Raw genomic sequence first — 22,114 nt, 5'->3', positions numbered from 1 at the left:
CGGTCGTCAGTCCGTTTCGGGCGAATCGGATGCCGCGGCATCCGTCTCGCTCGCGGGCTCGTCGTCGACGAGCTCCTCGAAGAGCCCCTTCGGCGGCGTGACCGTGACGACGCCGGCGGCGACGTCGACCTCGGGGACGATCGCCTGGACGAACGGCACCATGACCTCGCCCGACGGGGTCTTCACGATGAGGAGATCCTGCGCCGGGAAGTGGTCGACCCGTGCGACCTTGCCCACCTCGACGCCCTCGCGCACGACGGAGAGCCCGACGAGCTGGTGGTCGTACCAGGCATCGGGCTCGTCCTCTTCGAGGTCGACGTTCTCGACCCAGAGGATGGCCTTCAGCAGGGCCTCGGCCGCCGTGCGGTCGTCGACGCCGTCGAAGAACCCGACCGGCATGCCGTTGTACCAGCGGAGTTCGCGCAGCACGAGGTGCTTGCCGTGCCACGCTGAATCCGCCGGGACCTGCAGCGAGAACTCCGCACCGGGAACGAACCGGCGTTCGGGGTCGTCGGTGTAGAGCTCGAGCTTGATCGCGCCCTTCAGGCCGTGCGCCTTGGTGAGGCGCCCGACCCGCAACTGGGTCTTGGGTGCGTCCGACACGTCAGTCGTCGGAGTCGACGACGTCGACGCGAACGCGGCGACCGTCGGCGAGAGCCGTGACGAGCGTGCGGAGCGCCTTCGCGGTGCGACCTGCGCGGCCGATGACGCGACCGAGGTCCTCGGGGTTCACATGAACCTCGAGGACCTCGCCGCGTGCGCTCGACGCGGAGACGACCTTCACGTCGTCAGGGTGATCGACGATCCCCTTGACGAGGTGTTCGAGCGCGGACTGGAGCAAGACTTACGCCTCGTCCGTCGACGCGTCGGCTGCGACCTCGGCCTCTTCGGCCTTCGGAGCCGGCTTCTCGGCCTTGGGCTTGAGGACCGGCTTCTTCTTCTCGTCGGCGACGAAGGCCGGCTTGGGCTCGCGAACCTGCACGGTCGAGACCGCGTTCTTGTCGCCCTTGAACTTGCCCCAGTCGCCCGTGAGCTTGAGGATGGCCTCGACCTGCTCGGTCGGCTGCGCGCCGACGGAGAGCCAGTACTGCGCGCGCTCCGAGTCGACCTGGATGAACGAGGGGGTCTCGGTGGGGTGGTACTTGCCGATCTCCTCGATCACGCGACCGTCGCGCTTGGTGCGCGAGTCGGCCACGACGATGCGGTAGTACGGCGCACGGATCTTGCCGAGGCGCTTGAGACGAATCTTGACAGCCACAATTCTCCTGAAAATGTTGTGAGTTGGGTGAACTGACAGCCGTGAGCGTGGGGTGCACACTCGGCGGAAGCTCTGAGTAGGTGTGTGCGCCGGATAGAGGGTCGGGCGCAACGGAACTCGACTGACCATTCTTGCAGATTTCACGCCGGAAGGATAATCGCGTGGTGTGCATGTCATGATGGGCCGACGGTGCCCGACGTGCCGTGCGAAAGGGGCCAGCAATGCCGATCGAGTTCGCCCGGTCCGCCCGTTCCACCATCGGCCTCGAGTGGGAGATCGCCATCGTCGACCGCGCGACGGGCGAGCTGGCCTCCGTCGGCGATCGCGTGCTCGAGGTGCTGCATTCCCGCAGCGAGGGCGGGCGGCATCCGTCGATCACCGAGGAGATGCTGACCAACACGGTGGAGCTCGTGAGCGGCGTGCACGAGCGCGTCGCCGACGCCGTCGCCGACCTGCAGGGCCAGCTCGACGAGGTGCGCACCGTGGTCGACGAACTCGGCGAGTACGAACTCATCTGCAGCGGGTCGCACCCCTTCAGCCAGTGGTACGACCAGCACCTCACCGACAAGCCGAGGTACCACAAGCTCGTCGACCGCACCCGCTGGTGGGGCCGCAACATGATGATCTGGGGCGTGCACGTGCACGTCGGCATCGAGGACCGCGACAAGGCGCTGCCCATCCTCGACGGGCTGCTCGCCTACCTGCCGCACCTGCAGGCGCTCTCGGCCTCGAGCCCGTTCTGGGCCGGCGTCGACACCGGATACGCCTCGAATCGCGCGCTCATGTTCCAGCAGCTGCCGACGGCCGGCCTGCCGTATCCGCTCGCCGACTGGCCCGCCTACGAGCGCTACGTCGACGATCTCGTGCGCACGGGCGTCATCGAGGACTACAGCGAGGTGCGCTGGGACATCCGCCCCTCGGCCAAGTGGGGCACGGTCGAGGTGCGCGTCTGCGACGGCGTCTCGACGGCCGAGGAGCTGGCCGCGATCGGCGCGCTCGTGCAGTGCCTCGTCGAGTGGATGTCGACCCGCCTCGACGAGGGCGGCACCCTCACCGTGCTCCAGCCCTGGTACGTGCGCGAGAACAAGTGGCGGGCCGCCCGCTACGGGCTCGACGCCGAGGTGATCATGGACGTCGCGGGCACCGAGCGCCTCGTCTCCGACGACCTGCGCGACCTCGTCACGACCCTCGTGCCGATCGCCGATCGCCTCGGGTGCGCGAGCGAACTCCAGCTCGTGCGAGGCATCCTCGACCGCGGCGGCAGCTACCAGCGCCAGATCGCCGTCGCCGAGGCGAACGACGGAGACCTCTCGGCGGTCGTCGCCCATCTCGCGCAGGAACTGCGCGGCAACGAGCGCGCGGAGCGAGCGGATGCCGAGGCATCCGCCCGCTGAACCGCGCCGCCTCCGCGGCTGAAGGGGTCGATCCCGCAGGCTGCGTCGCGATGATCACGACGAGCGCGAGGCTCAGGCCGACGGGACCGGTGCCTCGGGGAGCGCGCGCGTGCGGATGAGTTCGGCGTACCAGAGCGCGGAATCCTTCGGCAGGCGCTCGAACGTGTCGTAGTCGACGCGCACGATGCCGAAGCGCTTGGAGTAGCCGTAGCCCCACTCGAAGTTGTCCATGAGCGACCACACCTGGTAGCCGCGGAGGTCGACGCCGCGCTGGATCGCCCGGTGCGCCGCCGTGAAGTGGCGACGCAGGTAGTCGGTGCGCTCGACATCGTGCACGGCGGGGCCGTCGGGCCCGTCGACCACGACGTCCTCGAACGCCGCACCGTTCTCGGTGACCATGAGCGGCAGCCCGGGATAGGACTCGTGCAGCGACACGAGCAGGTCTTCGAGACCGGAGGGGTCGATGTTCCAGCCCATCGCGGTGTACGGACCGGGCTGCTCGAGGAACTCGACCTGCTCGGAACCGGGCCAGGCCGTGCCGCCCATGTCCTTGTGTCCGTCGGCGTTCGCGCGGGGGCTCTCGCCGTCCCACATCCGCACGGTGACGGTGGAGTAGTAGTTCACGCCGAGGAGGCTCAGCGGCTGGCGGATCACCTCGGTGTCGCCGGGCTTCACGAACGACCAGTCGGTCACGTGCGCGGTGTCGGCGATCACGTCGGCAGGGTACTCGCCGTCGAGGAGCGGCCCGAGGAACACGCGGTTCGCCAGTCCGTCGATGCGGCGCGCGGCCTCGGGGCCGGTCGGGCCCGAGGGGCGGATCACGTGCAGGTTCAGGGTGATCGAGTAGCCGGGGTCGTTCGTGACCACGCCGCGCAGGGCCTCGATCGCGAGCCCGTGCGCGAGGTTCAGGTGGTGCACGGCCGCGAGGGCCTTCGCGCCGTCGAGCAGGCCGGGGGCGTGCGCGCCGGAGCCGTAGCCCAGGTACGCCGAGCACCACGGCTCGTTCAGGGTGGTCCACACGGCGACGCGATCGCCCAGGCGCTCGCCCAGGATGCGCGCATAGTCGGCGAACGCCTCGGCGGTCGCGCGGTTCGTCCAGCCGCCCTCGTCTTCGAGGGCCTGCGGCAGATCCCAGTGGTAGAGGGTCGCGATGGGGCGGATGCCGCGGGCGATGAGTCCGTCGACGAGGCGCTCGTAGAACGCGAGTCCCGCCTCGTTGGCCTCGCCGCGGCCGGTCGGCTGGATGCGCGGCCACGCGATCGAGAAGCGGTAGGCCTCGAGTCCGAGGTCGGCCATGAGGTCGAGGTCCTCGTCGAGGCGGTGGTAGTGGTCGCACGCCCGGTCGCCGGTGTCGCCGTTCCAGACCTTGCCCGGCGTGTGACTGAAGGTGTCCCAGATCGAGGGACCGCGGCCGTCTTCGGTGGCGGCGCCTTCGATCTGGTACGACGCGGTGGCCGAGCCGAAGAGGAAGTCGGGGCCGAAGGTGAGGCCGGAGTCGCGGTAGTCCGCCGAGCCGATGGTCATGGTGTGAAGCTCCCCAGTGTGAGATCGCGGCAGTCGTCCGCGCGATTCACTGTAGCGCGTCGGCCGCTTTGCTTACAGAGCTGTAAGTAACGTGAGGACCCCGCCTAGAGTGGAACCATGGACGGTGAGCCCCTGGTACTCGACTCCCCCGACCTGCGTGCCGAGCTCCTGCCCGGCCGCGGCACGAACGGCGGATACTCCCTCGTCGTCGACGGCGTCACGCAGTCGCACGTGAACCCGGCCGACGCGCGCGACCTGCAGCTCGAGTACACGCGGTTCGTCGCCGCCATCGTCGACGGATGCCGCGAGCACGACGAGTCACTCAGGGTGCTGCACCTCGGCGCGGGCGCCCTGACCATCGCGAGATACCTCGGCGCGACGCGCCCGACATCCGCTCATCACGTCGTCGAGCTGCACCGCCCGCTGCTGGAGTTCGTGCTCGACGCCCTGCCGCTGGACCCCGCGATCGAGGTCACGTTCGAGTTCGACGACGCGCGCGCCGCCGTCGAACGCGCCGTCGAGCATCGGCGGGAGTTCGACCTCGTGATCGCCGATCTCTTCGCAGGCAGCCGCACGCCGGAGCACCTGTCGACGGCGGAGTTCTTCGACGATCTCGGGCGGCTGCTCGCTCCGGGCGGCGTGCTCGTCGTCAACACCATCTCGACCGTCGGGCTCGGGCTCTCGCGCGAGGTGGGCGCGACGCTCGTCGACGGATTCGACGAGGTGGCCGCGCTCGTCTCCCCGACGGTCGTCGCCGATGCCGGGCTCGGCAACGTGGTCTTCGCGGCCTCGCACGACGAGCTGCCCACCCGCCGCATCCGCCGACGCATCGACCAGACGCACCGGCGCATCGAACTGCTCGAGGGCGCGTCGCTCACGGCGTACCTTCGCGAAGCACGGACGCTCCGCGACTGAACGGCGCACCGGCGGCGCACCGAACGCCCGCGGAGCAGGTCTCGGGGATCAGTTCACGAACGTCAGCGCCCGAACGTCAGCGCCCGAAGTTCAGCGCCCGAGGAGCTTCTGCATCTTCGCGAGGTCCTCGGCCGACGGGGTCGGCGCTGCGCCGCCCTTCGAGCCGAGTCCGAAACCCGAGCCGGCGATCGCGGGCGCGCCACCGACCGGACGCCCCTCGGCGATGGCCTGGTTCTCGGTCGCGCGCTTCGCGGGGTTGCCCGAACGCGAGCCCGACGCCTTCTTCTTGCCCTTGGCCGCCTGGCGCTTGCCGCCGCCGTGGCCGCCGCCACCGGGCAGCGGACCCATGCCCGGGATCTGCGGCATGCCGCCGCGCGCGACGGTCTTCATCATCTTCGCGGCCTGCTCGAAGCGCTGCACGAGCTGGTTGACGTCGGTGACGGTCATGCCGGAGCCGCGCGCGATGCGCACGCGTCGCGACCCGTTCAGGAGCTTGGTGTTCTTGCGCTCGGCGGGCGTCATGGACTGGATGATCGCCTCGGTGCGCACGATCTCGCGCTCGTCGAAGTTCTCGAGCTGCTGCTTCATGCCGCCGGCACCCGGGAGCATGCCGAGCATCTTCTTGATCGATCCGGCGCCGCGCAGCTGCTGCATCTGCGCGAGGAAGTCCTCGAGCGTGAACTGCTCGGTCGCGAGCTTCTCGGCGACCTTGAGCGCCTCCTCTTCGTCGAAGGCCGACTGGGCCTGCTCGATGAGGGTGAGGATGTCGCCGAGGTCGAGGATGCGGCTCGCCATGCGGTCGGGGTGGAACGCCTCGAAGTCGTCGAGACCCTCGCCCGTGGAGGCGAAGATGATCGGGCGGCCCGTGACCGACGCGACCGAGAGCGCGGCGCCGCCGCGCGCATCGCCATCGAGCTTGGAGAGCACGACGCCCGTGAAGTCGACGCCGTCCTGGAAGGCCTTGGCCGTGGTGACCGCGTCCTGACCGATCATCGCATCGATGACGAAGAGCACCTCGTCGGGGTTCGTCGCCTTGCGGATGTTCGACGCCTGCTTCATCATCTCGGCGTCGACGCCGAGGCGGCCGGCCGTGTCGATGATGACGACGTCGTGCTGGGCCCGTCGAGCCTGCTCGACACCCGACTTGGCGACCTTCACCGGGTCGCCGACGCCGTTGCCGGGCTCGGGCGCGAACACCGGCACGCCCGCCTGCTGCCCGACGACCTGGAGCTGGTTCACCGCGTTCGGTCGCTGGAGGTCGCTCGCGACGAGCATGGGCGTGTGGCCCTCTTTGACGAGGTGCTTCGCGAGCTTGCCCGCGAGGGTGGTCTTGCCGGCACCCTGGAGGCCCGCGAGCATGATGACCGTCGGCGGGTTCTTCGCGAACTGCAGACGACGCTGCTGGCCGCCGAGGATCGCGACGAGCTCGTCGTTGACGATCTGCACGACCTGCTGCGCCGGGTTCAGCGCCTTGTTGACCTCGTCGCCGAGGGCGCGCTCGCGCACGTGCGACGTGAACTGCTTGACGACGTCGAGCGAGACGTCGGCATCGAGCAGCGCGCGACGGATCTCGCGGACGGTGCCGTCGACGTCGGCCGCAGAGAGCTTGCCCTTGGTGCGGAGATTCTTGAAGGTCTCGGCGAGGCGGTCTGACAGGTTTCCGAAGGTAGCCATGGTGGTTCGATTCTAGGCGATCCGGGATACCGCCTCGCGCCGCGGTCGCGCTCGACCCGGACCTCGAACCGGGTCAGCGGGTCGGCCGTCGAGCGGGTCAGCCCTCGAAACGGGCGTCGACGACATCGCGGCCGACGTCGATCGTCGCGATGAGTCGCTCGTCGGTCTCATCGGGCGCCAGCGCGTACTCGAACTCCGCGAACGCCTCCCCGTCGCCGAACAGCTCGGGGCGGAGGTCGACGCGCACGAGCGTCATCGAGCGCAGCGCGTCGATCTGACGGTCGCCCGAGTCGCGGCCGATCGCCTCCTCGACCTCTTCGGCGACCTCCGATTCGGGGTCGAGCAGCACGGTGAGGAACTTCACGGCCGGAGAGCTGCCCGAATCGAGCTGGCCGACGAACGCGTTGCGCACCTCGTCGTCGGCGAACTCGAGCTCGCTGACGAGTGCCGCCGCGGCATCCAGCGCCGGAATCGGCACGTCGTCGTCTTCGGTCTCGAGGACGACCTCGACGCGCTGGTCGGCGTACTCGATCATCTCGGACCAGTAGTCGCCGACGACGCCGAAGTAGTCGTGTTCGGTGGCCATCTGCCGCCCTCCCCCTTGTTCGGCCGGCCTCAGCCGACGAGTTTCTGCGCGAAGACGTGGGGCGTGAAGCCCGTGAGGTCGTTGATGCCCTCGCCCTGCCCGATGAGCTTGATCGGCAGGCCGGTCTTCTCCTGCACCGCGAGCACGAACCCGCCCTTGGCACTGCCGTCGAGCTTGGTGAGCACGAGGCCGGTGACGCCGCCGTGCTCGATGAACGCCTCCGCCTGCGCGAGCCCGTTCTGGCCCGTGGTCGCGTCGAGCACGAGCAGCACCTCGCTGATCGGCGCCTGCTTCTCGACGACGCGGCGGATCTTGCCGAGTTCGTCCATGAGCCCGCCCTTGGTGTGCAGGCGACCGGCCGTGTCGATGATGACGATCTCGATGCCCTCGCGCTTGGCGCGGTCGACGGTCTGGAAGGCGACGGATGCCGGGTCCTGGCCTTCGCGCTCTGGGCGCACGATCTCGACGCCGGCCCGCTCGGCCCACGTCGCGAGCTGGTCGACGGCCGCCGCGCGGAACGTGTCAGCCGCACCGACGACGACCGTGCGGTCGAAGGTGCGGAGGAATCGCGCGAACTTGCCGATCGTCGTGGTCTTGCCGACGCCGTTGACGCCGACGACGAGCACGACCGCCGGTCGTTCGGTGAGCTTCAGCGTGGGGTCGTACTTCGCGAGCCGCTCCTCGACGATCTCGCGGAGCATCCGCTGCACGTCCTTCGGGTCGGTCGTGCGGTACCGCTCGACCTGCGCCTTGATCTGATCGACGATCTCCTCGGTGACCGCCGGACCGAAGTCGGCGCGGATGAGCGCGGATTCGAGGTCGTCCCAGGTGTCCTCGTCGATGGTCTTCGCCGAGAAGACCCCGCGGAGGGCCGCGCCGAGCGACCAGGATGCACGTTCTGCCATACGACCAGCCTAGGGCGGGTCGCCGTACACGGGGCACGTCCGGCCTGCAAGGGGTTGGCGGCGCGGTGGGCGCGTTGCCAGCCTCGAGGGGACGAAAGGACTGCGAATGACGATCGTGGGATTCCACGCCTCGCACGAACAACTGCCGCCCAGCCGACTGCTCGATGCCGTGAAGCGCGCCGAGGCGGCCGGCTTCGACGCCGCCATGTGCAGCGATCACTTCGAGCCGTGGAGCGTTCGACAGGGGCACTCGGGCTACGCGTGGAGCTGGCTCGGGGCCGCGCTCGAAGCGACCTCGCTGCCGCTCGGCGTGGTGACCGCGCCAGGCCAGCGCTATCACGCCGCGATCGCCGCCCAGAAGCTCGCGACGCTCGCCGAGATGTACCCGAACCGGTTCTGGGCCGCGCTCGGCAGCGGCGAGGCGATCAACGAGCACGTCACGGGCACCGCCTGGCCCGCGAAGGAGGAACGCGATGCACGGCTGACGGAGGTCGTCGACGTCATCCGCCGCCTCCTCGCCGGCGAGGAGGTCTCGGTCGACGGACGCATCCGGGTCGACCGTGCGCGCGTCTGGAGCCTCCCCGACGTAACGCCGCCGCTCCTGGCGGCCGCGGTGAGCACCGAGACCGCGCGCGACGTCGCAGCGTGGGCCGACGGCGTCATCACGGTCGATCAGCCGCGAGACGCGCTGCGCGAGTTCATCGACGTCTACCGGGATGCCGGCGGCGAGGGTCCCATCGCCGTGCAGGTGCACCTGAGCTGGGCGCGCACCGACGACGAGGCGATCGCCATCGCGCACGACCAGTGGCGCCAGAGCCTGGTGCCCGCGCACCTCGCATGGGAACTCGACCGCCCCGAGGACTTCGACGCCCGCACCGCCGACGCCTCGCCGGAGCAGGTGGCGACCACCCTGATCGCGTCGGCCGACACCGGCCGGCACCTCGACCATCTCACCGGCATCGCGGAGCTCGGGGTCGACCGCATCTTCCTGCATCACGTCGGAACCGAGCAGCACGGGTTCATCGACGAGTTCGCCGAGCACGTGCTCCCCGACCTGAAGGAGGCGGGTCGATGAAGATCACGGATCGCAGCGACCTCTGGTGGAAGACCGCGGTCGTGTACTGCCTCGACGTCGAGACCTACATGGACTGGAACGACGACGGCTTCGGCGACTTCGAGGGCCTGGCCCATCGCCTCGACCATCTCGCCGAGCTCGGCGTGACCTGCATCTGGCTGATGCCGTTCCAGCCGACGCCGGATCGCGACGACGGGTACGACATCACGGACTTCTTCGGCGTGGACCCCCGTCTCGGCTCGCTCGGCGACGTCGCGGAGTTCACCAGGACCGCGCGCGATCGCGGCATGCGCGTCATCGTCGACTTCGTGATGAACCACACGTCGGAGCGGCATCCGTGGTTCCGCTCCGCTCGTCGAAGTCGGACCTCGCCGTACCGCGACTGGTACGTCTGGCGGGACGACCCGCCGAAGTCGCCGAACGCCGTGTTCCCGGGCGAGGAGGACTCGATCTGGGAGTTCGACGAGCGCACCGGGCAGTCCTACCTCCACAGCTTCTACCGTCACCAGCCCGATCTGAACATCGCCAACCCGGCCGTCCGCGACGAGATCGCGAAAACGATCGGCTACTGGCTGCAGCTCGGGATCTCGGGCTTCAGGGTCGATGCGGTGCCGTTCCTCATCGAACCGCCGGAGGGCGTCGACATCGGCGACCCGCACGAGTTCCTCCGCGACCTGCGGCGGTTCCTGCAGCGCAGGTCGAGCGAAGCGGTGATGCTCGGCGAGGTGAACCTGCCCTATGACGGGCAGCTCGACTTCTTCGGGCGAGCCGGCGCGCCCGCCGAGCTGACCATGCAGTTCGACTTCCTCGCCATGCAGTCGCTCTACCTGTCGCTCGCCCGCGAGGATGCACGCCCGCTCGCCGAGACCCTCGCGAAGCGCCCGCGCCTCGAACCCGAGGCCCAATGGGCGAACTTCGTTCGCAACCACGACGAGCTCACGCTCGACAAGCTGTCGGAGTCCGAACGCGAGGAGGTCTTCGCGGCATTCGCACCCGAACCCGGGATGCGCGTCTACGACCGGGGCATCGTGCGCCGGCTGCCGCCCATGCTCGACGGCGATCCGCGACGCGTCCGCATGGTCTACAGCCTGCTGTTCTCGCTGCCGGGCACCCCGGTGCTCTTCTACGGGGAGGAGATCGGCATGGGCGAGAACGGCGAGCAGCCGGGCCGCCAGGCCGTCCGCACGCCGATGCAGTGGAACGGCGGCCGCAACGGCGGGTTCTCGCGTGCCGCTCCGTCGAAGCTGGCGGCGGCGCCTCCGAGCGGGGGGTACGCGCCCGAGCACGTGAACGTCGAAGCCCAGATGCACGACCCCGACTCGCTGCTGTCGTTCATCAGGCAGCTCACGACGCGCTATCGGAGCTCGCCCGAGATCGGGTGGGGCGAGCTCGACGTGCTGCCGACGGGGCTGGAGGCCGTGCTCGCGCACCGCATCACCGCCGACGTCGGCAGGTTCGTCGCCGTGCACAACTTCGCGGCCGCACCCGTCGTCGTGCGCCTCGAGCTCGGCCCGGTCGCGCCGCACAGCGTGCTGTCCGACCTGTTCGCGGTCACGACCGCGCCGCTCGACGAGCGCGGGGCCGTCGACGTGCACCTGGACGCCTACGGGTACCGCTGGTTCCGCGTCGTCGAGCCCGACGACCGCAGGCTGACCTGACACGAGGGGTGCGGATGTCGCGGGCTGGCGCTCGCGACCCCCGCACCGTCCTCGTCAGCTGGCCTGCGCCGCCGGCTGCTCCTCGCGCACGCGGGGCTCCTCGCGCACGCGCTGTCCGACGACGGCCGAGACGCCGTCCTGGCGCATCGAGACGCCGTAGAGCGCGTCGGCGATCTCCATCGTGCGCTTCTGGTGCGTGATGACGATGAGCTGGCTGTCGGCGCGGAGGTCTTCCATGGTCGTGAGCAGGCGCCCCAGGTTGGCGTCGTCGAGCGCCGCCTCGACCTCGTCCATGATGTAGAACGGGCTGGGCCTGGCCTTGAAGATGGCCATGAGCAGCGCGACCGCGGCGAGCGAGCGCTCGCCGCCCGACAGCAGCGAGAGGCGTTCGATCTTCTTGCCGGCGGGTCGCACGGCCACCTCGATGCCGGTCGTCAGCATGTCGTCGGGGTCGGTGAGCGAGATGCTGCCGACACCTCCGGGGAACAGCACCGGGAACACCTTCGCGAACGCCTCCTGCGTGTCGTCGAACGCGTCGCGGAAGATCGTCGACATCTTGCCGTCGATCTCCTCGATGATCGTGAGCAGGTCCTTGCGCGTGTTCGCGAGGTCGGTGAGCTGCTCGGTGAGGAACCGGTGCCGCTGCTCGAGCGCCGCGAACTCCTCGAGCGCGAGCGGGTTCACGCGACCGAGCTGCGAGAGCTTGCGCTCGGCCGCCGTGTACCGGCGCTGCTGCTCCTCACGGCGATACGGGCGGGGCTCGGCGTCGGGATCGTCGGGGTCGTCGGCCGGGATCGGCACGTCGGGGCCGTATTCGGCGACCAGCACCGACTCCTCGAGGCCGAGTTCGGACTCGGCTCGCTCGACGAGGCTGCCGACCTGCAGCTTCTTCTCGTAGATCCGGAGTTCGAGCCCGTGCACGTCCTCCGTGACGGCGTGCAGTCGCTCGCGCGCGGTGGACTCGTCGCGACGGAGCGCCTGGAGCTCCTCGTTGCGCGCCGAGCGCTCGGCTTCGGCGCGCCCGAGCGCGAGCCCGGCCTCGCCGACGGACACGTCGACCGATGCGAGTGCGACGGGAAGGGCGGCCGCGACGCCGGTCGCGGCCTCGAGCTGCGACCGGCGCACGACCGCGCGCCTCGCAGCCTCGGCCGCGGCATGGCGTTCGGCGTCGTGCTGGGCCTGCATCGCTCGGATGCGGGCCTCTTCGGCGCGCACGCGCTCACGGGCGGTCTCCAGTCGCAGCTTCGCCTCGACCTCGGCCTCGCGGGCGCGTTCGAGTCGGGCGGATGCCGCATCGCGGGCGCTCGGGTCGAGCACGGGCCGCGCCACCGCACGGGCCTCCTCGAGTGCGCCCTTCGCGTTCGCCGACGCCGCTTCAGCGACGACGACGCGCTCCTCGGCGTTCGCGGAGGCCGCCTGCAGGCGCTCGGACTCGGCCTCTGCCGCCTCGGCCTGCACCCGGGCCCGGTTCAGGCGCTCGGTCCGCTGCGCGAGCTGCGTGTCGAACTCGCGGAGCGCGGCCAGTGCGACCTTCGCCGCCTCCTTCGCCCTGGCGTGAAGCTCGCGCTGCTCGCCGAGCTCGGCCCGCCGTCGTTCGATCTCGCTGCGCACCTCGTCGAGTCGCGCGGCCGCGCGGTCGCGCTCGGCGAGCAGCTCGATGCGGCTCTGCTTGCGTCCGGTGCCGCCGCGCACGACGAACCGGCCGACGACGGTGCCGTCGCGGGTGATGACGGTCGCGGGCACCGCTCGTGCCGCGAGCTCGGATTCGACCGCACGCACCGCGTCGAGGTCGGCGGCGATGAGCACCTCCGCCAGAAGGCCGAGCACGCCCGCGGGCGCGGTCACGACCTCTGCGGCCGCCACGAGTCCGTGCGGGACCGCGCCGCGCACGCCCGACCCCGAACCCGCGGGCTCGGCGAGCACGAGGGCCACGCGACCGAGGTCGCCCCGCTCGGCGTGCACGAGCGCGCGGTGGGCGGCGCCGAGGTCGTCGACGAGCACGGCGTCGCTCAGCGACCCGAGGGCCGCCGCGATCGCGGCCTCGTATCCCGGTGAGACCTGCACCGACTCGGCGAGCAGGCCGCGCACGCCGGCGAGTTCGGCGCCCGCGAGGGCGGCCGATCCGTCGCGCTGGTCGAGGGCGAGTGAGAGCGCCTGCGTGCGTGCGGCGAGCGCCCCGTGCTCGCGCTCGCGCTCGTGCAGTTCTTCGCGGAGCCGCTCGATCTCGCCCTCGGCCTCGAAGACCGCGGACTGCGCGAGCTCGTATGCCTCGTCGAGGTCGGTCTCGGCGGACTGCTCGATCTCGGCCTCCGCCTGGGCTTCGACGAGTGCGACGGCCGCACGCTCGCGCCGCTCGGCCGAGGCCTCGAGCGCGTTCCGGTGGCGGAGCACCTCGCCGCGCACGGCGGCGAGCTTCGACGCCTCGGAGTCGGCCTGCCCCGACAGCTTCGAGATCGCGAGGTCGTAGGCCTGCACCTCGGCGCTGCGCTTCGCGATCCCGGCGTCGACGGCGTCGAGCTCCGAACGGGCGTCGTGCGTCGCGTGCTGCGCCTCGTCGAGGGCGGTGCCCGCGACGTCGATGCTCTCGCGGATCTCGTCGAGTTCGGCGAGCGCGTCGTCGATCATCGACCGCGTGACGGTGGGCGCGGCATCCGAGGCGTCGTCGGAGACCGACAGCAGCGCGATGCGCTGGTTCGCGAGCGAATCGAGGGACCGGAGCGCGGTGCGCGCCTGCTCGAGCGCGAAGTTCGTGGCGCGCGCCGTGTCGACGTCATCGCCGAGGTGGGACTGCTCGAGGGCCGCGACGCGGGCCTGGCGCTGCTCGAGCTGGTCCTGGAGCACGAGTCGTTCGGCGTGCCGCTGCTGCTCGGTGCGACCGTGGTCCTCGAGGGCGCGGCGCAGGCCGATCACGTCGTCGGCGAGCAGTCGCGCACGCGCGTCGCGCACGACCGCGGCGATGCCCGCCGCCTCGCGCGCCACCTCGGCCTGGCGGCCGAGCGGCTTCAGCTGGCGGCGGATCTCCCCGGCGAGGTCGGAGAGGCGCGTGAGGTTCGCCTGCATCGCGTCGAGCTTGCGGATCGTCTTCTCTTTGCGACGGCGGTGCTTCAGGATGCCGGCGGCCTCCTCGATGAAGCCGCGGCGGTCCTCGGGGGTCGCGCGCAGCACCGCATCGAGCTGGCCCTGGCCGACGATGACGTGCATCTCACGGCCGAGACCCGAATCGGACAGCAGCTCCTGCACGTCGAGCAGACGACAGGTCTCGCCGTTGATGGCGTACTCGCTCGACCCGTTCCGGAAGAGCGTGCGCGAGATGGAGACCTCGCTGTACTCGATCGGCAGTGCGCCGTCGGAGTTGTCGATCGTGAGGCTCACCTCGGCGCGGCCGAGCGGACCGCGCGTCGAGGTGCCGGCGAAGATGACGTCCTCCATCTTGCCGCCGCGGAGCGTCTTGGCGCCCTGCTCGCCCATGACCCACGCCAGCGCATCGACCACGTTGGACTTGCCGGAGCCGTTGGGGCCGACGATGCAGGTCACGCCCTGTTCGAAGGCGAACGTCGTCGGCTGTGCGAAGGACTTGAAGCCCTTCAGCGTCAGGCTCTTGAGGTACACGTCCCACCCTTCCGGCTCGCGAGCGCGCTGCGACGAGCGTAGTCGAGTGCGGCGTTCCCGCCCGCACTCCCCGCCGTGCAGCGCCGGATCGGGACATCCGTCCATCGGGGTCGACCTCGCGCATCGCACGTCGCATCGCATCGCGCCGCATCGGATGCCGGTCGGCCGGCGCGCTTGCCGCTCCCTGCGGCGCCGGATATCCTGTTCGGCTGCCCGATCCCGGGCGGACGGAAGACGAGGAGGATGCCGTGACGTTCGAGATCCGCCCGGTGCCGGTGCCCGACGCCCTCGCGACCCCTGAGTCGCACGAGTTCGAGGCGATGGCCGAAGTCGGTGCGCTCGTCGAGGAATCCGTCTGGGGGCACCGCAGGTTCGCGTGGAGCGCGTCGGAGTTGCTCCCCAGGTTCCGCGACGAGCAGTACCAGCCGCTGCGCGCGTTCGCCGCATGGGAGGGCGAACGCTGCATCGGCCGCGTCGAGTGCACGTGGGAGCGCTCGGAGGGCGCCGAGACGTTCGACCTCGTGCTCGGCGTGCTGCCCGATGCACGACGCCGCGGCGTCGGTTCGGCCCTGCTCGCCGCGGCCCGCGGCGTGGCGGTCGAGCTGGGTCGCGACATCGTCACGGCGATGTCCGATGTCGCCGCGGCCGCGCTCGACGCGCCCGGCGACCGGCTCGAGGCGCGCGACGGCAGCGGTTCGATCCCGGCGAGCGATCCGGGTGCGGCGTTCGCGATCCACCACGGCTTCCGACTGGCGCAGCTCGAACGCGTGAGCGGCCAGCCGGTCGCCCGTCGGGACGAGGAGTTCGCCGAGTCCGCGGCCGAGCTCGAGTCCGAGGCGCGCGCGTACCGGATCGTCACGTGGATCGACCATGCCCCCGACCACCTCGTCGACAGCCTCGCCGTCGCGCAGCAGGCCATGTCGACCGACCCGCCGACGGGCGAGAGCACGTACGACCTCGAGGTCTGGGATGCGGCGCGGGTCCGTGCGACCGAGGCGCAGGCCATCGAGAGCGGTCGAACCAGTCTCTTCGCCGCCGCCGTCGACGATCACGACACGGTTGCGGGATTCACCGAACTCTCGCTGCCGAAGGACTCCCCGTCAGCGTTCCAGTGGAGCACGATCGTGCTCGAGGCGCACCGCGGCCACCGGCTGGGCATGCGCGTGAAGCTGGCGAACCTCGTGCAGCTGCATCGGGTCGCGCCCGAGCGCTCCGATGTCTACACGTGGAACGCCGACGAGAACGAGCACATGCTCGCGATCAACGTCGCGCTCGGATACCGCGTGCTCGGCATCAGCGCCCTGTGGCAGCTCGACCCGGCTCCCGCCGACGCTGCAGCCGCTGGCAGCGCGGACACCGGTGCGACGACCGGTTCATGAACGCCTCGCGCACCATCGGCGTGCCGCACCGCGGACACGGCAGTCCCTCGCGTCCGTAGGCGTTCAGCGAGTGCGCGAAGTACCCCGACGCGCCGTTCACGTTGACGTACTGCGCGTCGAAGCTCGTGCCTCCCTCGTCGAGCGCCTTGCCGAGCACGTCGCGCACCGCCCGCAGCAGCTCGCGCGCGCGACGCTTCGAGATCGTCGACGCCGGCTGCTCGCCGTGCAGGCGAACGGCCCACAGCGACTCGTCGGCGTAGATGTTGCCGACCCCGCTCACGACGCCCTGGTCGAGGAGCACGCGCTTGACGCCCGACGCACGCCGCGACATCCGCTCGAGGAAGAGCTCGTCGTCGAACGCCGGATCGAGGGGGTCGCGCGCGATGTGCGCGACCTGCGTCGGGATGCTCGCCGCCCACTCCCCCGTCACGTCGCCGCTGAACCCGGCCGCGGCGCCGTCGGGCGTGGGCACCATGCCGTCGACGGCCAGCGAGCCGAACGTGCGCTGGTCGACGAAGTCGATGCGGAGTTCGCCGTGCTCGGGGTGCTCGAGGTGGATCCGCACGCGCGCGTGACGGTCGTCGCCGGGGTGTTCGGGCGAGCGCAGCAGCATCTGGCCGCTCATGCCGAGATGCCCGACGATCGCGCGGTTGGCGCCGATCGGCAGCCACATGAACTTTCCGCGCCGCACCGCCGCGGCGATCGTCACGCCCGTCGTGAGCGCTTCGAAATCGCCGGATGCCGCGTCGTGCCGTGTGAGCGCACGTGCGTCGAGCACGTCGACCGCGGCGATGCGCGCGCCCGTGACGGCGGGCGCCAGGCCCGCGCGGACGACCTCGACCTCGGGAAGCTCCGGCACGTCAGAGCGCGGTGAGCGTGGTCCAGGCCTCGAGCGCAGCGGCCATCTCGGCCTGCTTCTTGCTCGAACCCTCGCCCGACGCCTCGACGAGCGTGCCGACGACGACGGTCGCCACGAAGTGCTTGTTGTGGTCGGGTCCGCTCTCGGTGAGCGTATAGACGGGAGGCGGGGCGCTGCGCTTCGCGGCGATCTCCTGCAGGCTCGTCTTGGGGTCCATCGATGCACCGAACCGATCGGGGTCGCTCATGAGCGGCGTGATCAGGCTCAGCACGAACGGGGTCGCGACGTCGCCGCCCCGGTCGAGGTAGACCGCGCCGATGATCGCCTCGACCGTGTCGGCGAGGATCGACGGCTTGTCGGCACCACCGGTGAGCGTCTCACCGCGGCCGAGCCGGATGTAGCGCCCGAGACCGAGTGAACGCGCGACCTCGGCCAGCGCGACACTCGAGACGAGGCTCGCGCGCCGCTTGGCGAGCTCGCCCTCGTCGAGGTCGGGGTGGTCGCGGAACAGACGGACCGTGACCGCCTGACCGAGGATCGAGTCCCCGAGGAACTCGAGCCGCTCGTTGGTCGGAATGGCGCCGTTCTCGTACGCGAACGACCGGTGCGTGAGCGCCAGGAGCAGAAGCTCGGGATCGATCTCGATCTGCAGCAGTTGCTGCAGCTCGACGAGATTCGGCTCCCCGAGCCCTGTGCGCTCCGTGCGCGTCACGACCGGTCGTTGTTGCTGCGTGGGCCGTCGACTAGACGTCGGCGACCTTGCGGCCCTTGTACTCGAGGAACAGCGGGGTGCCCGCCGAGTCCTCGACGACCTTCGCGCGGTGCGGAAGGCTGTACGTGACCTTGCCGTTCTCGACGGTCTTCACCAGCGTGGGGGCCTCAGCCTTCCACTGCGAACGACGCGCGTGGGTGTTTGCTCGCGACTTCTTCCGCTTCGGAACAGCCATGACGTTCTCTCAATCTCTCTTCGGGTCGGCGTCGGATGCGACATCCGTGCCCTGGTCTTCGGAAGCCTGCAGCCCTGCGAGCGCGGCCCATCGCGGGTCGTGCTCGGTTGGGGTGTCGAGTTCAGGATGATCAGCCAGTCGCAGCCCGGTCTCTGGGTCGAGACCAGGGCAGTCCGGCCGGCAGACCGGCTGGAACGGCAGTGACAACACCACCGCATCTCGGATGAGCGGTTCAAGATCCACGTGGTCGTCTTGAACCTCAAACTCGAAAGCTTCTCCAGAATGATACGCGAAAAGCTCTTGGAACTCGACTTCGACCGGCAGCGACACGTCGATCAGGCATCGACCGCACTCGCCTTCAGCCACCGCGTCGACGCTCGCCGACACGAGGATGCCCTCGTGGACGGACTCCAACCTGACGTCGAGATCGAGCTCGGACCCCTCGCGAACGGCCACGAGCCCCTCGCCGAGGGGTTCGCGAACCGGCACCTGGAGACGATGCTCGCGCATCTCGCCCGGACGGTTGAGGAGGTCGCGCACGTTCATGCGGAACGGCGAATACTGAATGGCCACGAAGGATGATTCTACGCGCCGTCTGCTGTGCGAACGCCGGAAGCTCGCCGAACGCGGTCTGCGAGCGACTTGGGAAGCAGCGCGGCGATCAGCCGATCACGTGCGCTCGCATCACGGATCAGCGCCCGAAGCGCGACGTCGAGATCGAGCAGGGCGGGATCGGCGCGGGGAACGCCGCCCGCGGGCGCCGCTGCCGACTGATCGCCTCGGTCGCCCGTCGCCTCGACTCCTGGCCCGTACCTGGCGCGCTCGACGGCATCGCGCAACCGCAGAAGCGCCGCGAGCACCTCGGCGTCGTGGAACGCCGGTCGCGAGGCGAGGTAGGCGGCGAACGCTCGCGGCGTGGCGTCGGCTCCCCCGACTCCGAGGTCGGCGGCCTGAGCGCGCAGTTCGTCCCACGCGGCGTTCGCGGCGCCTCGGCGCTGCCGGATCCGCCGGCGGCGCATCGCGCGCTGGAGCACCCGCAGGCCCGCCGGCATCAGGAGCAGCGCCAGCACCGCGACGAGCAGCATGCCCGCACGCAACGGCGCCTGGCTCTGCAGCGGATCGGTCGCGCCGCCCGCGAGCCCACGGTCGGGATCGAGCTCGGGGCGACCGGTCGACGGCGCCGTCGTCGACGGCGCCGCCGGCAGCACCGACGTCTGCGCCTGGCCGGCCCCGGGTCGGGAGTACTCGGGCACGCTGCCGCGCCCCGGCGTCGGCTCGAACGGAATCCAGCCGACGCCCTCGAAGTAGAGTTCGGGCCAGGCATGCAGGTCGTGCGAATCGACCTCGACGCGCTGCACGCCGTCGACGCGCTCGGGCGTGGGCGTTCCCGAGGTGTAGCCGACCGAGATGCGCGACGGAATGCCGGCCTCGCGCGCCAGCACCGCCATCGTCGAGGCGAAGTGCACGCAGTAGCCGCTCTTGGCCTCGAGGAAGGCGGCGATGACCTCGAACCCACCGCCGTCGTAGCCGTCGGCGACCGGTGCCTCGGTCGAGTACTCGAACTCCGGCGAGCGGAGGTACGCCTGGATCGCGACGGCCGCGTCGTAGGGAGTCGCCGCCGAACCCGCGAGCCGGACGGCCGTGTCGGAGATGATGGGCGGAACCGCGTCGGGCAGTTCGAGGAACCGGGGATCCACCGACCGGGGCCCGCCCGCGTCGCGCAACTGCTCGACCGTGGGTTCGACCTCGAGCCTCGTCACCTCGTAGCGCTGACCCGCCGTGTTCGTGTCCACGCTCCGCACCGTGAGCGGCCCGTCGTCCCAGTACCAGGACCCGCTCAGGCCCTCGATGCGCGTCGACGGATAGGGCACGGGCAACCACGTGGTGCGCACCTCGTTGACGAGCACGTCGATCGGATGCTCGGAGGTCGCGACCTCGGCGCCCAACCCCTCGGGTGCCCCCATCGCGTCGACCGTGTTGTCGCCGTCGACGGGTGTCTCGGTCACCGACCACACGTCGCCCTCGAACGAATCCAGCGTGAGCAGCGTGAAGTAGGGCCGATCGCCGTCCTGCGCGAGGTAGCGGAACGCCGGCCGCGCCTCGGGTCGTCGCAGGTCCCGCCCGAGATCGAGGAACGGGCTCACGCCGCGCGCGAAGAGGGCGCCCTGCGATCCGTTGCCGAGCAGGAGGCTCGTGGAGATACTGGGAGTCGAAGCGGTGAGCAGCGACGCGACGACGAGCCCCGTGGCCGCAACGCCCAGCGAGGCGCCGAGGGTGGACGCCACCGGGACGCGCTTCGGCGCGGACACCGTCGCGACATCCTCGTCGTCCCCGCGGTCGATCCGCGCGCGCCGCAGGACCCGGACGTCGACCCGCAGCAGCAGGAGGTAGGCAGCCGCCGTGGCGACGAGCACCGGGATATCGGCGCCCGCCTCGACGAGGAACCCCGGGATGACCACCGGCACGAATGCGGGAATCGCGGCGAGGGCCGGCACCCGCGCGATCTGCACGAGCACGTCGAGCAGGATCGAGAGCAGGCCGACGCCGAGCGCCAACGCGAACGTCAGGGCGGGCACCGCGACCGCGGGAACCGTCTGCTGCGCGATGGTCCGCTGGGACCCGGTGAAGAGTTCGCCGAAGGCCGCGAACGTGTCGGGCGTCGGCACGATGAACGCGATCGACGTCGAGCCGCCGAACAGCAGCGTGAGCAGCAGCAGGAGGACGACGCCCTCGAGCACGGGCACCAGCGCCGACGGAACTCGGAGCGCCCGCAGGCCCGCGCCGCCGAAGAACACCCCGGCCGAGACGAACGCGCAGAGCCACCACCACCCGCCGTCGGCGATCAGCGGGCCGAGCGACATGGTCGCGACGACCATGAGCACGAACGACGCCGTCGTGAGCGCAAGGCGCCCCCGCACGGTCAGCGCAGCGGAATCAGGATGCATCGCGCACCGCCGTGGTGCCGGCGACGGCCGACCACGCCGAGCCGATCTCGACCGCCCGGCGGACGTCGACCACGTTCCAATCGGCCTCCTCGAGCATGCGGCGCACGCTGGAGGAGACCGACGAGGTCACGAACGCCACGGCCGGCTCGAGGCCGACGCGGAGCGCGACCAGCGCCGCGGCGTCGGCCTGGCCGGGATCGACGAGGACGGCGAACCCCGGTTCGCGGGCGTCTCGGCCCCGCGTGCGGAACTCGGGACCCGGATCGCGGTCGCGATCGCGATCGCCGGAGCCGTGCCGGCCGTGGTCGTGCCGGCCATGGTCGTCGCGGCCGCCGTCGCGCCGCGCTCCGTCGCGGTACACGGTCGGATCGACGCGCGCGAGGTCTTCGAGCAGCAGGTGGTCGCCACCCGGCATGCGGTACTCGCCGCCGTACGGTGCGGTCGGCACGAGCCCCTGCTCGGGATCGGCGATGCCCGTGCAGCGCAGGCGGAAGCCGTTCTCGAGCAGGTGCACGCCGACTGACGCCGCCACCTCGATGGCGAGCTCGACGCGATCGTCGACCAGGTCGTCGCGGTCGCGATGCACGGCGAGCCCGTGCCGCGCGTCACCCGGGAGGTCGAGCAGGATCCGCGCCTCCGGGTCGCCCCGCTGCTCCTCTTCGCGCACCATGAGCTCGCCCCGCCTGGCCGTGGCCGGCCAGTTCACGCGTCGCATCGGGTCGCCGTAGCGGTACTCGCGGGCGATGAGCTCGTCGGAGTTGGGATGCGTGCGGCGCTGCAGCCCGTGCACGATGCCGTCGATGCTCGCGGCGGTCGCGAGCGCCTCGGCGAGCGGGGTGACCCTCGGGGTGACGACGACCTCGTGCGGTGCACCGGTGACCCGCTCGATGCTCGCGAGGCCGAAGGGATCGGTGACCCCGATACGCAGCGGTCCGACGGGGAAGACGCCGCGCCGCGGCATCCGGAGCCGGTACTCGACCCGCACGCGGTCGTCACCCGACGGCAGCACCGACTCGTGCGGCCCGAGTGCCGGAAGCAGCGACGGCGGCGGCCCGATGGTGCTCTCGGGCGCATGGTCGCGCCAATGTGCCCCGTCGAGCGTGCGCCGGCCGCGATTCGCGACGACCAGCGTGACGCGCGTCGCCTCGCCCGCGGTGACGATGGCGGGCGCGAAGGTGCGTTGCACGGCGAGACTCGGTCGTCGCAGCGCGACGAACACGGCGGCCACGAGCGGCATGGCCAGCCCCACGAAGGCGAGCAGGAGGATGTCTCGCAGGTCGAACCACAGGGAGACGCCCACGAGCACGGTGCCCACGACCACGAGTGCGACGCCCCGGCGGGTCAGGCGCGGCCAGGACATCGCGCGCGGGCGTTTGCGGGTCATGA

At 70.8% G+C, this 22,114-nt stretch carries 19 protein-coding genes; 5 read left to right on the top strand and 14 right to left on the bottom strand.

Translation table 11 applies throughout. The features are described from left to right. Positions 1-6: 6 nt before the first annotated feature. The 3 genes from rimM to rpsP are packed head-to-tail and all read right to left on the bottom strand — an operon-like array spanning position 7 to position 1,258. Entirely contained in the window at positions 7-603 is a 597-nt protein-coding gene (gene rimM, locus ATC03_RS08415) for a ribosome maturation factor RimM (protein WP_067875532.1), read from the bottom strand. A 1-nt stretch (position 604) separates the two neighbouring features. After that, on the bottom strand, positions 605-841 hold the full coding sequence (locus ATC03_RS08410; RefSeq protein WP_067875529.1) for an RNA-binding protein: 237 nt from the start codon (positions 839-841) through the stop codon (positions 605-607). Positions 842-844: 3 nt separating this feature from the next. Then, the gene (rpsP, locus tag ATC03_RS08405; protein ID WP_067875526.1) at positions 845-1,258 is read right to left on the bottom strand and encodes a 30S ribosomal protein S16; all 414 of its coding nucleotides are present in this window, start codon (positions 1,256-1,258) and stop codon (positions 845-847) included. A 221-nt stretch (positions 1,259-1,479) separates the two neighbouring features. Between rpsP and ATC03_RS08400 the strand changes: the two genes are divergently transcribed. Next, entirely contained in the window at positions 1,480-2,652 is a 1,173-nt protein-coding gene (locus tag ATC03_RS08400; protein WP_067875523.1) for a glutamate--cysteine ligase, read from the top strand. Between the two features lie 72 nt (positions 2,653-2,724). Here ATC03_RS08400 and ATC03_RS08395 read toward each other — a convergent pair whose 3' ends face one another. Next, positions 2,725-4,176, bottom strand: coding sequence for a GH1 family beta-glucosidase (locus ATC03_RS08395; RefSeq protein WP_067875521.1), 1,452 nt, complete (start codon positions 4,174-4,176; stop codon positions 2,725-2,727). Positions 4,177-4,293: 117 nt separating this feature from the next. Here ATC03_RS08395 and ATC03_RS08390 point away from each other — a divergent pair, with 117 nt between their 5' ends. Then, positions 4,294-5,091 (top strand): spermidine synthase, encoded by a 798-nt coding sequence (locus ATC03_RS08390; protein ID WP_067875518.1) that lies wholly within the window; start codon positions 4,294-4,296, stop codon positions 5,089-5,091. Positions 5,092-5,181: 90 nt separating this feature from the next. On the opposite strand, the gene ffh is transcribed toward ATC03_RS08390, so the two are convergent. The 3 genes from ffh to ftsY all read right to left on the bottom strand — a co-directional run bounded on the left by ffh (position 5,182) and on the right by ftsY (position 8,256). Further along, positions 5,182-6,765, bottom strand: a complete 1,584-nt coding sequence (ffh, locus tag ATC03_RS08385) for a signal recognition particle protein (RefSeq protein WP_067875515.1) — start codon at positions 6,763-6,765, stop codon at positions 5,182-5,184. Between the two features lie 97 nt (positions 6,766-6,862). After that, positions 6,863-7,351: a DUF2004 domain-containing protein gene (locus ATC03_RS08380; protein ID WP_067875513.1), complete on the bottom strand. Its 489-nt coding sequence runs from the start codon at positions 7,349-7,351 to the stop codon at positions 6,863-6,865. A 29-nt stretch (positions 7,352-7,380) separates the two neighbouring features. Next, positions 7,381-8,256, bottom strand: coding sequence for a signal recognition particle-docking protein FtsY (gene ftsY / locus ATC03_RS08375; protein WP_067875510.1), 876 nt, complete (start codon positions 8,254-8,256; stop codon positions 7,381-7,383). Between the two features lie 106 nt (positions 8,257-8,362). Between ftsY and ATC03_RS08370 the strand changes: the two genes are divergently transcribed. Together ATC03_RS08370 and ATC03_RS08365 are read left to right on the top strand one after the other, a co-directional pair. Continuing rightward, positions 8,363-9,331 (top strand): TIGR03885 family FMN-dependent LLM class oxidoreductase, encoded by a 969-nt coding sequence (locus tag ATC03_RS08370; RefSeq protein WP_067875507.1) that lies wholly within the window; start codon positions 8,363-8,365, stop codon positions 9,329-9,331. Continuing rightward, on the top strand, positions 9,328-10,989 hold the full coding sequence (locus ATC03_RS08365) for an alpha-amylase family protein (RefSeq protein ID WP_067875503.1): 1,662 nt from the start codon (positions 9,328-9,330) through the stop codon (positions 10,987-10,989). Before ATC03_RS08370 ends, ATC03_RS08365 begins: the two co-directional genes overlap by 4 nt. Positions 10,990-11,043: 54 nt before the next feature. Here ATC03_RS08365 and smc read toward each other — a convergent pair whose 3' ends face one another. Then, the gene (smc, locus tag ATC03_RS08360) at positions 11,044-14,598 is read right to left on the bottom strand and encodes a chromosome segregation protein SMC (protein ID WP_067875501.1); all 3,555 of its coding nucleotides are present in this window, start codon (positions 14,596-14,598) and stop codon (positions 11,044-11,046) included. A gap of 248 nt (positions 14,599-14,846) precedes the next feature. On the opposite strand from smc, the gene ATC03_RS08355 reads away from it, so the two are divergent. Beyond that, a complete protein-coding gene (locus tag ATC03_RS08355) occupies positions 14,847-15,977 on the top strand; it encodes a GNAT family N-acetyltransferase (protein ID WP_067875498.1) in 1,131 nt (376 codons plus the stop codon). On the opposite strand, the gene mutM is transcribed toward ATC03_RS08355, so the two are convergent. The 6 genes from mutM to ATC03_RS08325 all read right to left on the bottom strand — a co-directional run bounded on the left by mutM (position 15,892) and on the right by ATC03_RS08325 (position 22,112). Continuing rightward, entirely contained in the window at positions 15,892-16,836 is a 945-nt protein-coding gene (gene mutM, locus ATC03_RS08350) for a bifunctional DNA-formamidopyrimidine glycosylase/DNA-(apurinic or apyrimidinic site) lyase (RefSeq protein ID WP_067875495.1), read from the bottom strand. The genes ATC03_RS08355 and mutM overlap by 86 nt on opposite strands. Position 16,837: 1 nt before the next feature. Continuing rightward, a complete protein-coding gene (gene rnc, locus ATC03_RS08345; RefSeq protein WP_227820284.1) occupies positions 16,838-17,500 on the bottom strand; it encodes a ribonuclease III in 663 nt (220 codons plus the stop codon). Positions 17,501-17,579: 79 nt separating this feature from the next. Continuing rightward, positions 17,580-17,783, bottom strand: a complete 204-nt coding sequence (gene rpmF / locus ATC03_RS08340; protein ID WP_055857210.1) for a 50S ribosomal protein L32 — start codon at positions 17,781-17,783, stop codon at positions 17,580-17,582. 9 nt (positions 17,784-17,792) lie between these two features. Next, on the bottom strand, positions 17,793-18,329 hold the full coding sequence (locus ATC03_RS08335) for a YceD family protein (RefSeq protein WP_067881760.1): 537 nt from the start codon (positions 18,327-18,329) through the stop codon (positions 17,793-17,795). A gap of 38 nt (positions 18,330-18,367) precedes the next feature. Beyond that, a complete protein-coding gene (locus ATC03_RS08330; protein ID WP_084003390.1) occupies positions 18,368-20,728 on the bottom strand; it encodes a transglutaminase TgpA family protein in 2,361 nt (786 codons plus the stop codon). Beyond that, the gene (locus ATC03_RS08325; RefSeq protein ID WP_067875487.1) at positions 20,718-22,112 is read right to left on the bottom strand and encodes a DUF58 domain-containing protein; all 1,395 of its coding nucleotides are present in this window, start codon (positions 22,110-22,112) and stop codon (positions 20,718-20,720) included. Before ATC03_RS08325 ends, ATC03_RS08330 begins: the two co-directional genes overlap by 11 nt. Positions 22,113-22,114 lie beyond the last annotated feature (2 nt).

It is taken from the genome of Agromyces aureus (assembly GCF_001660485.1).
Classification (GTDB): Bacteria; Actinomycetota; Actinomycetes; order Actinomycetales; family Microbacteriaceae; genus Agromyces; species Agromyces aureus.
Note: the sequence above shows the minus strand (reverse complement) of the source record. Positions and strands in the feature narration are given on the sequence as shown.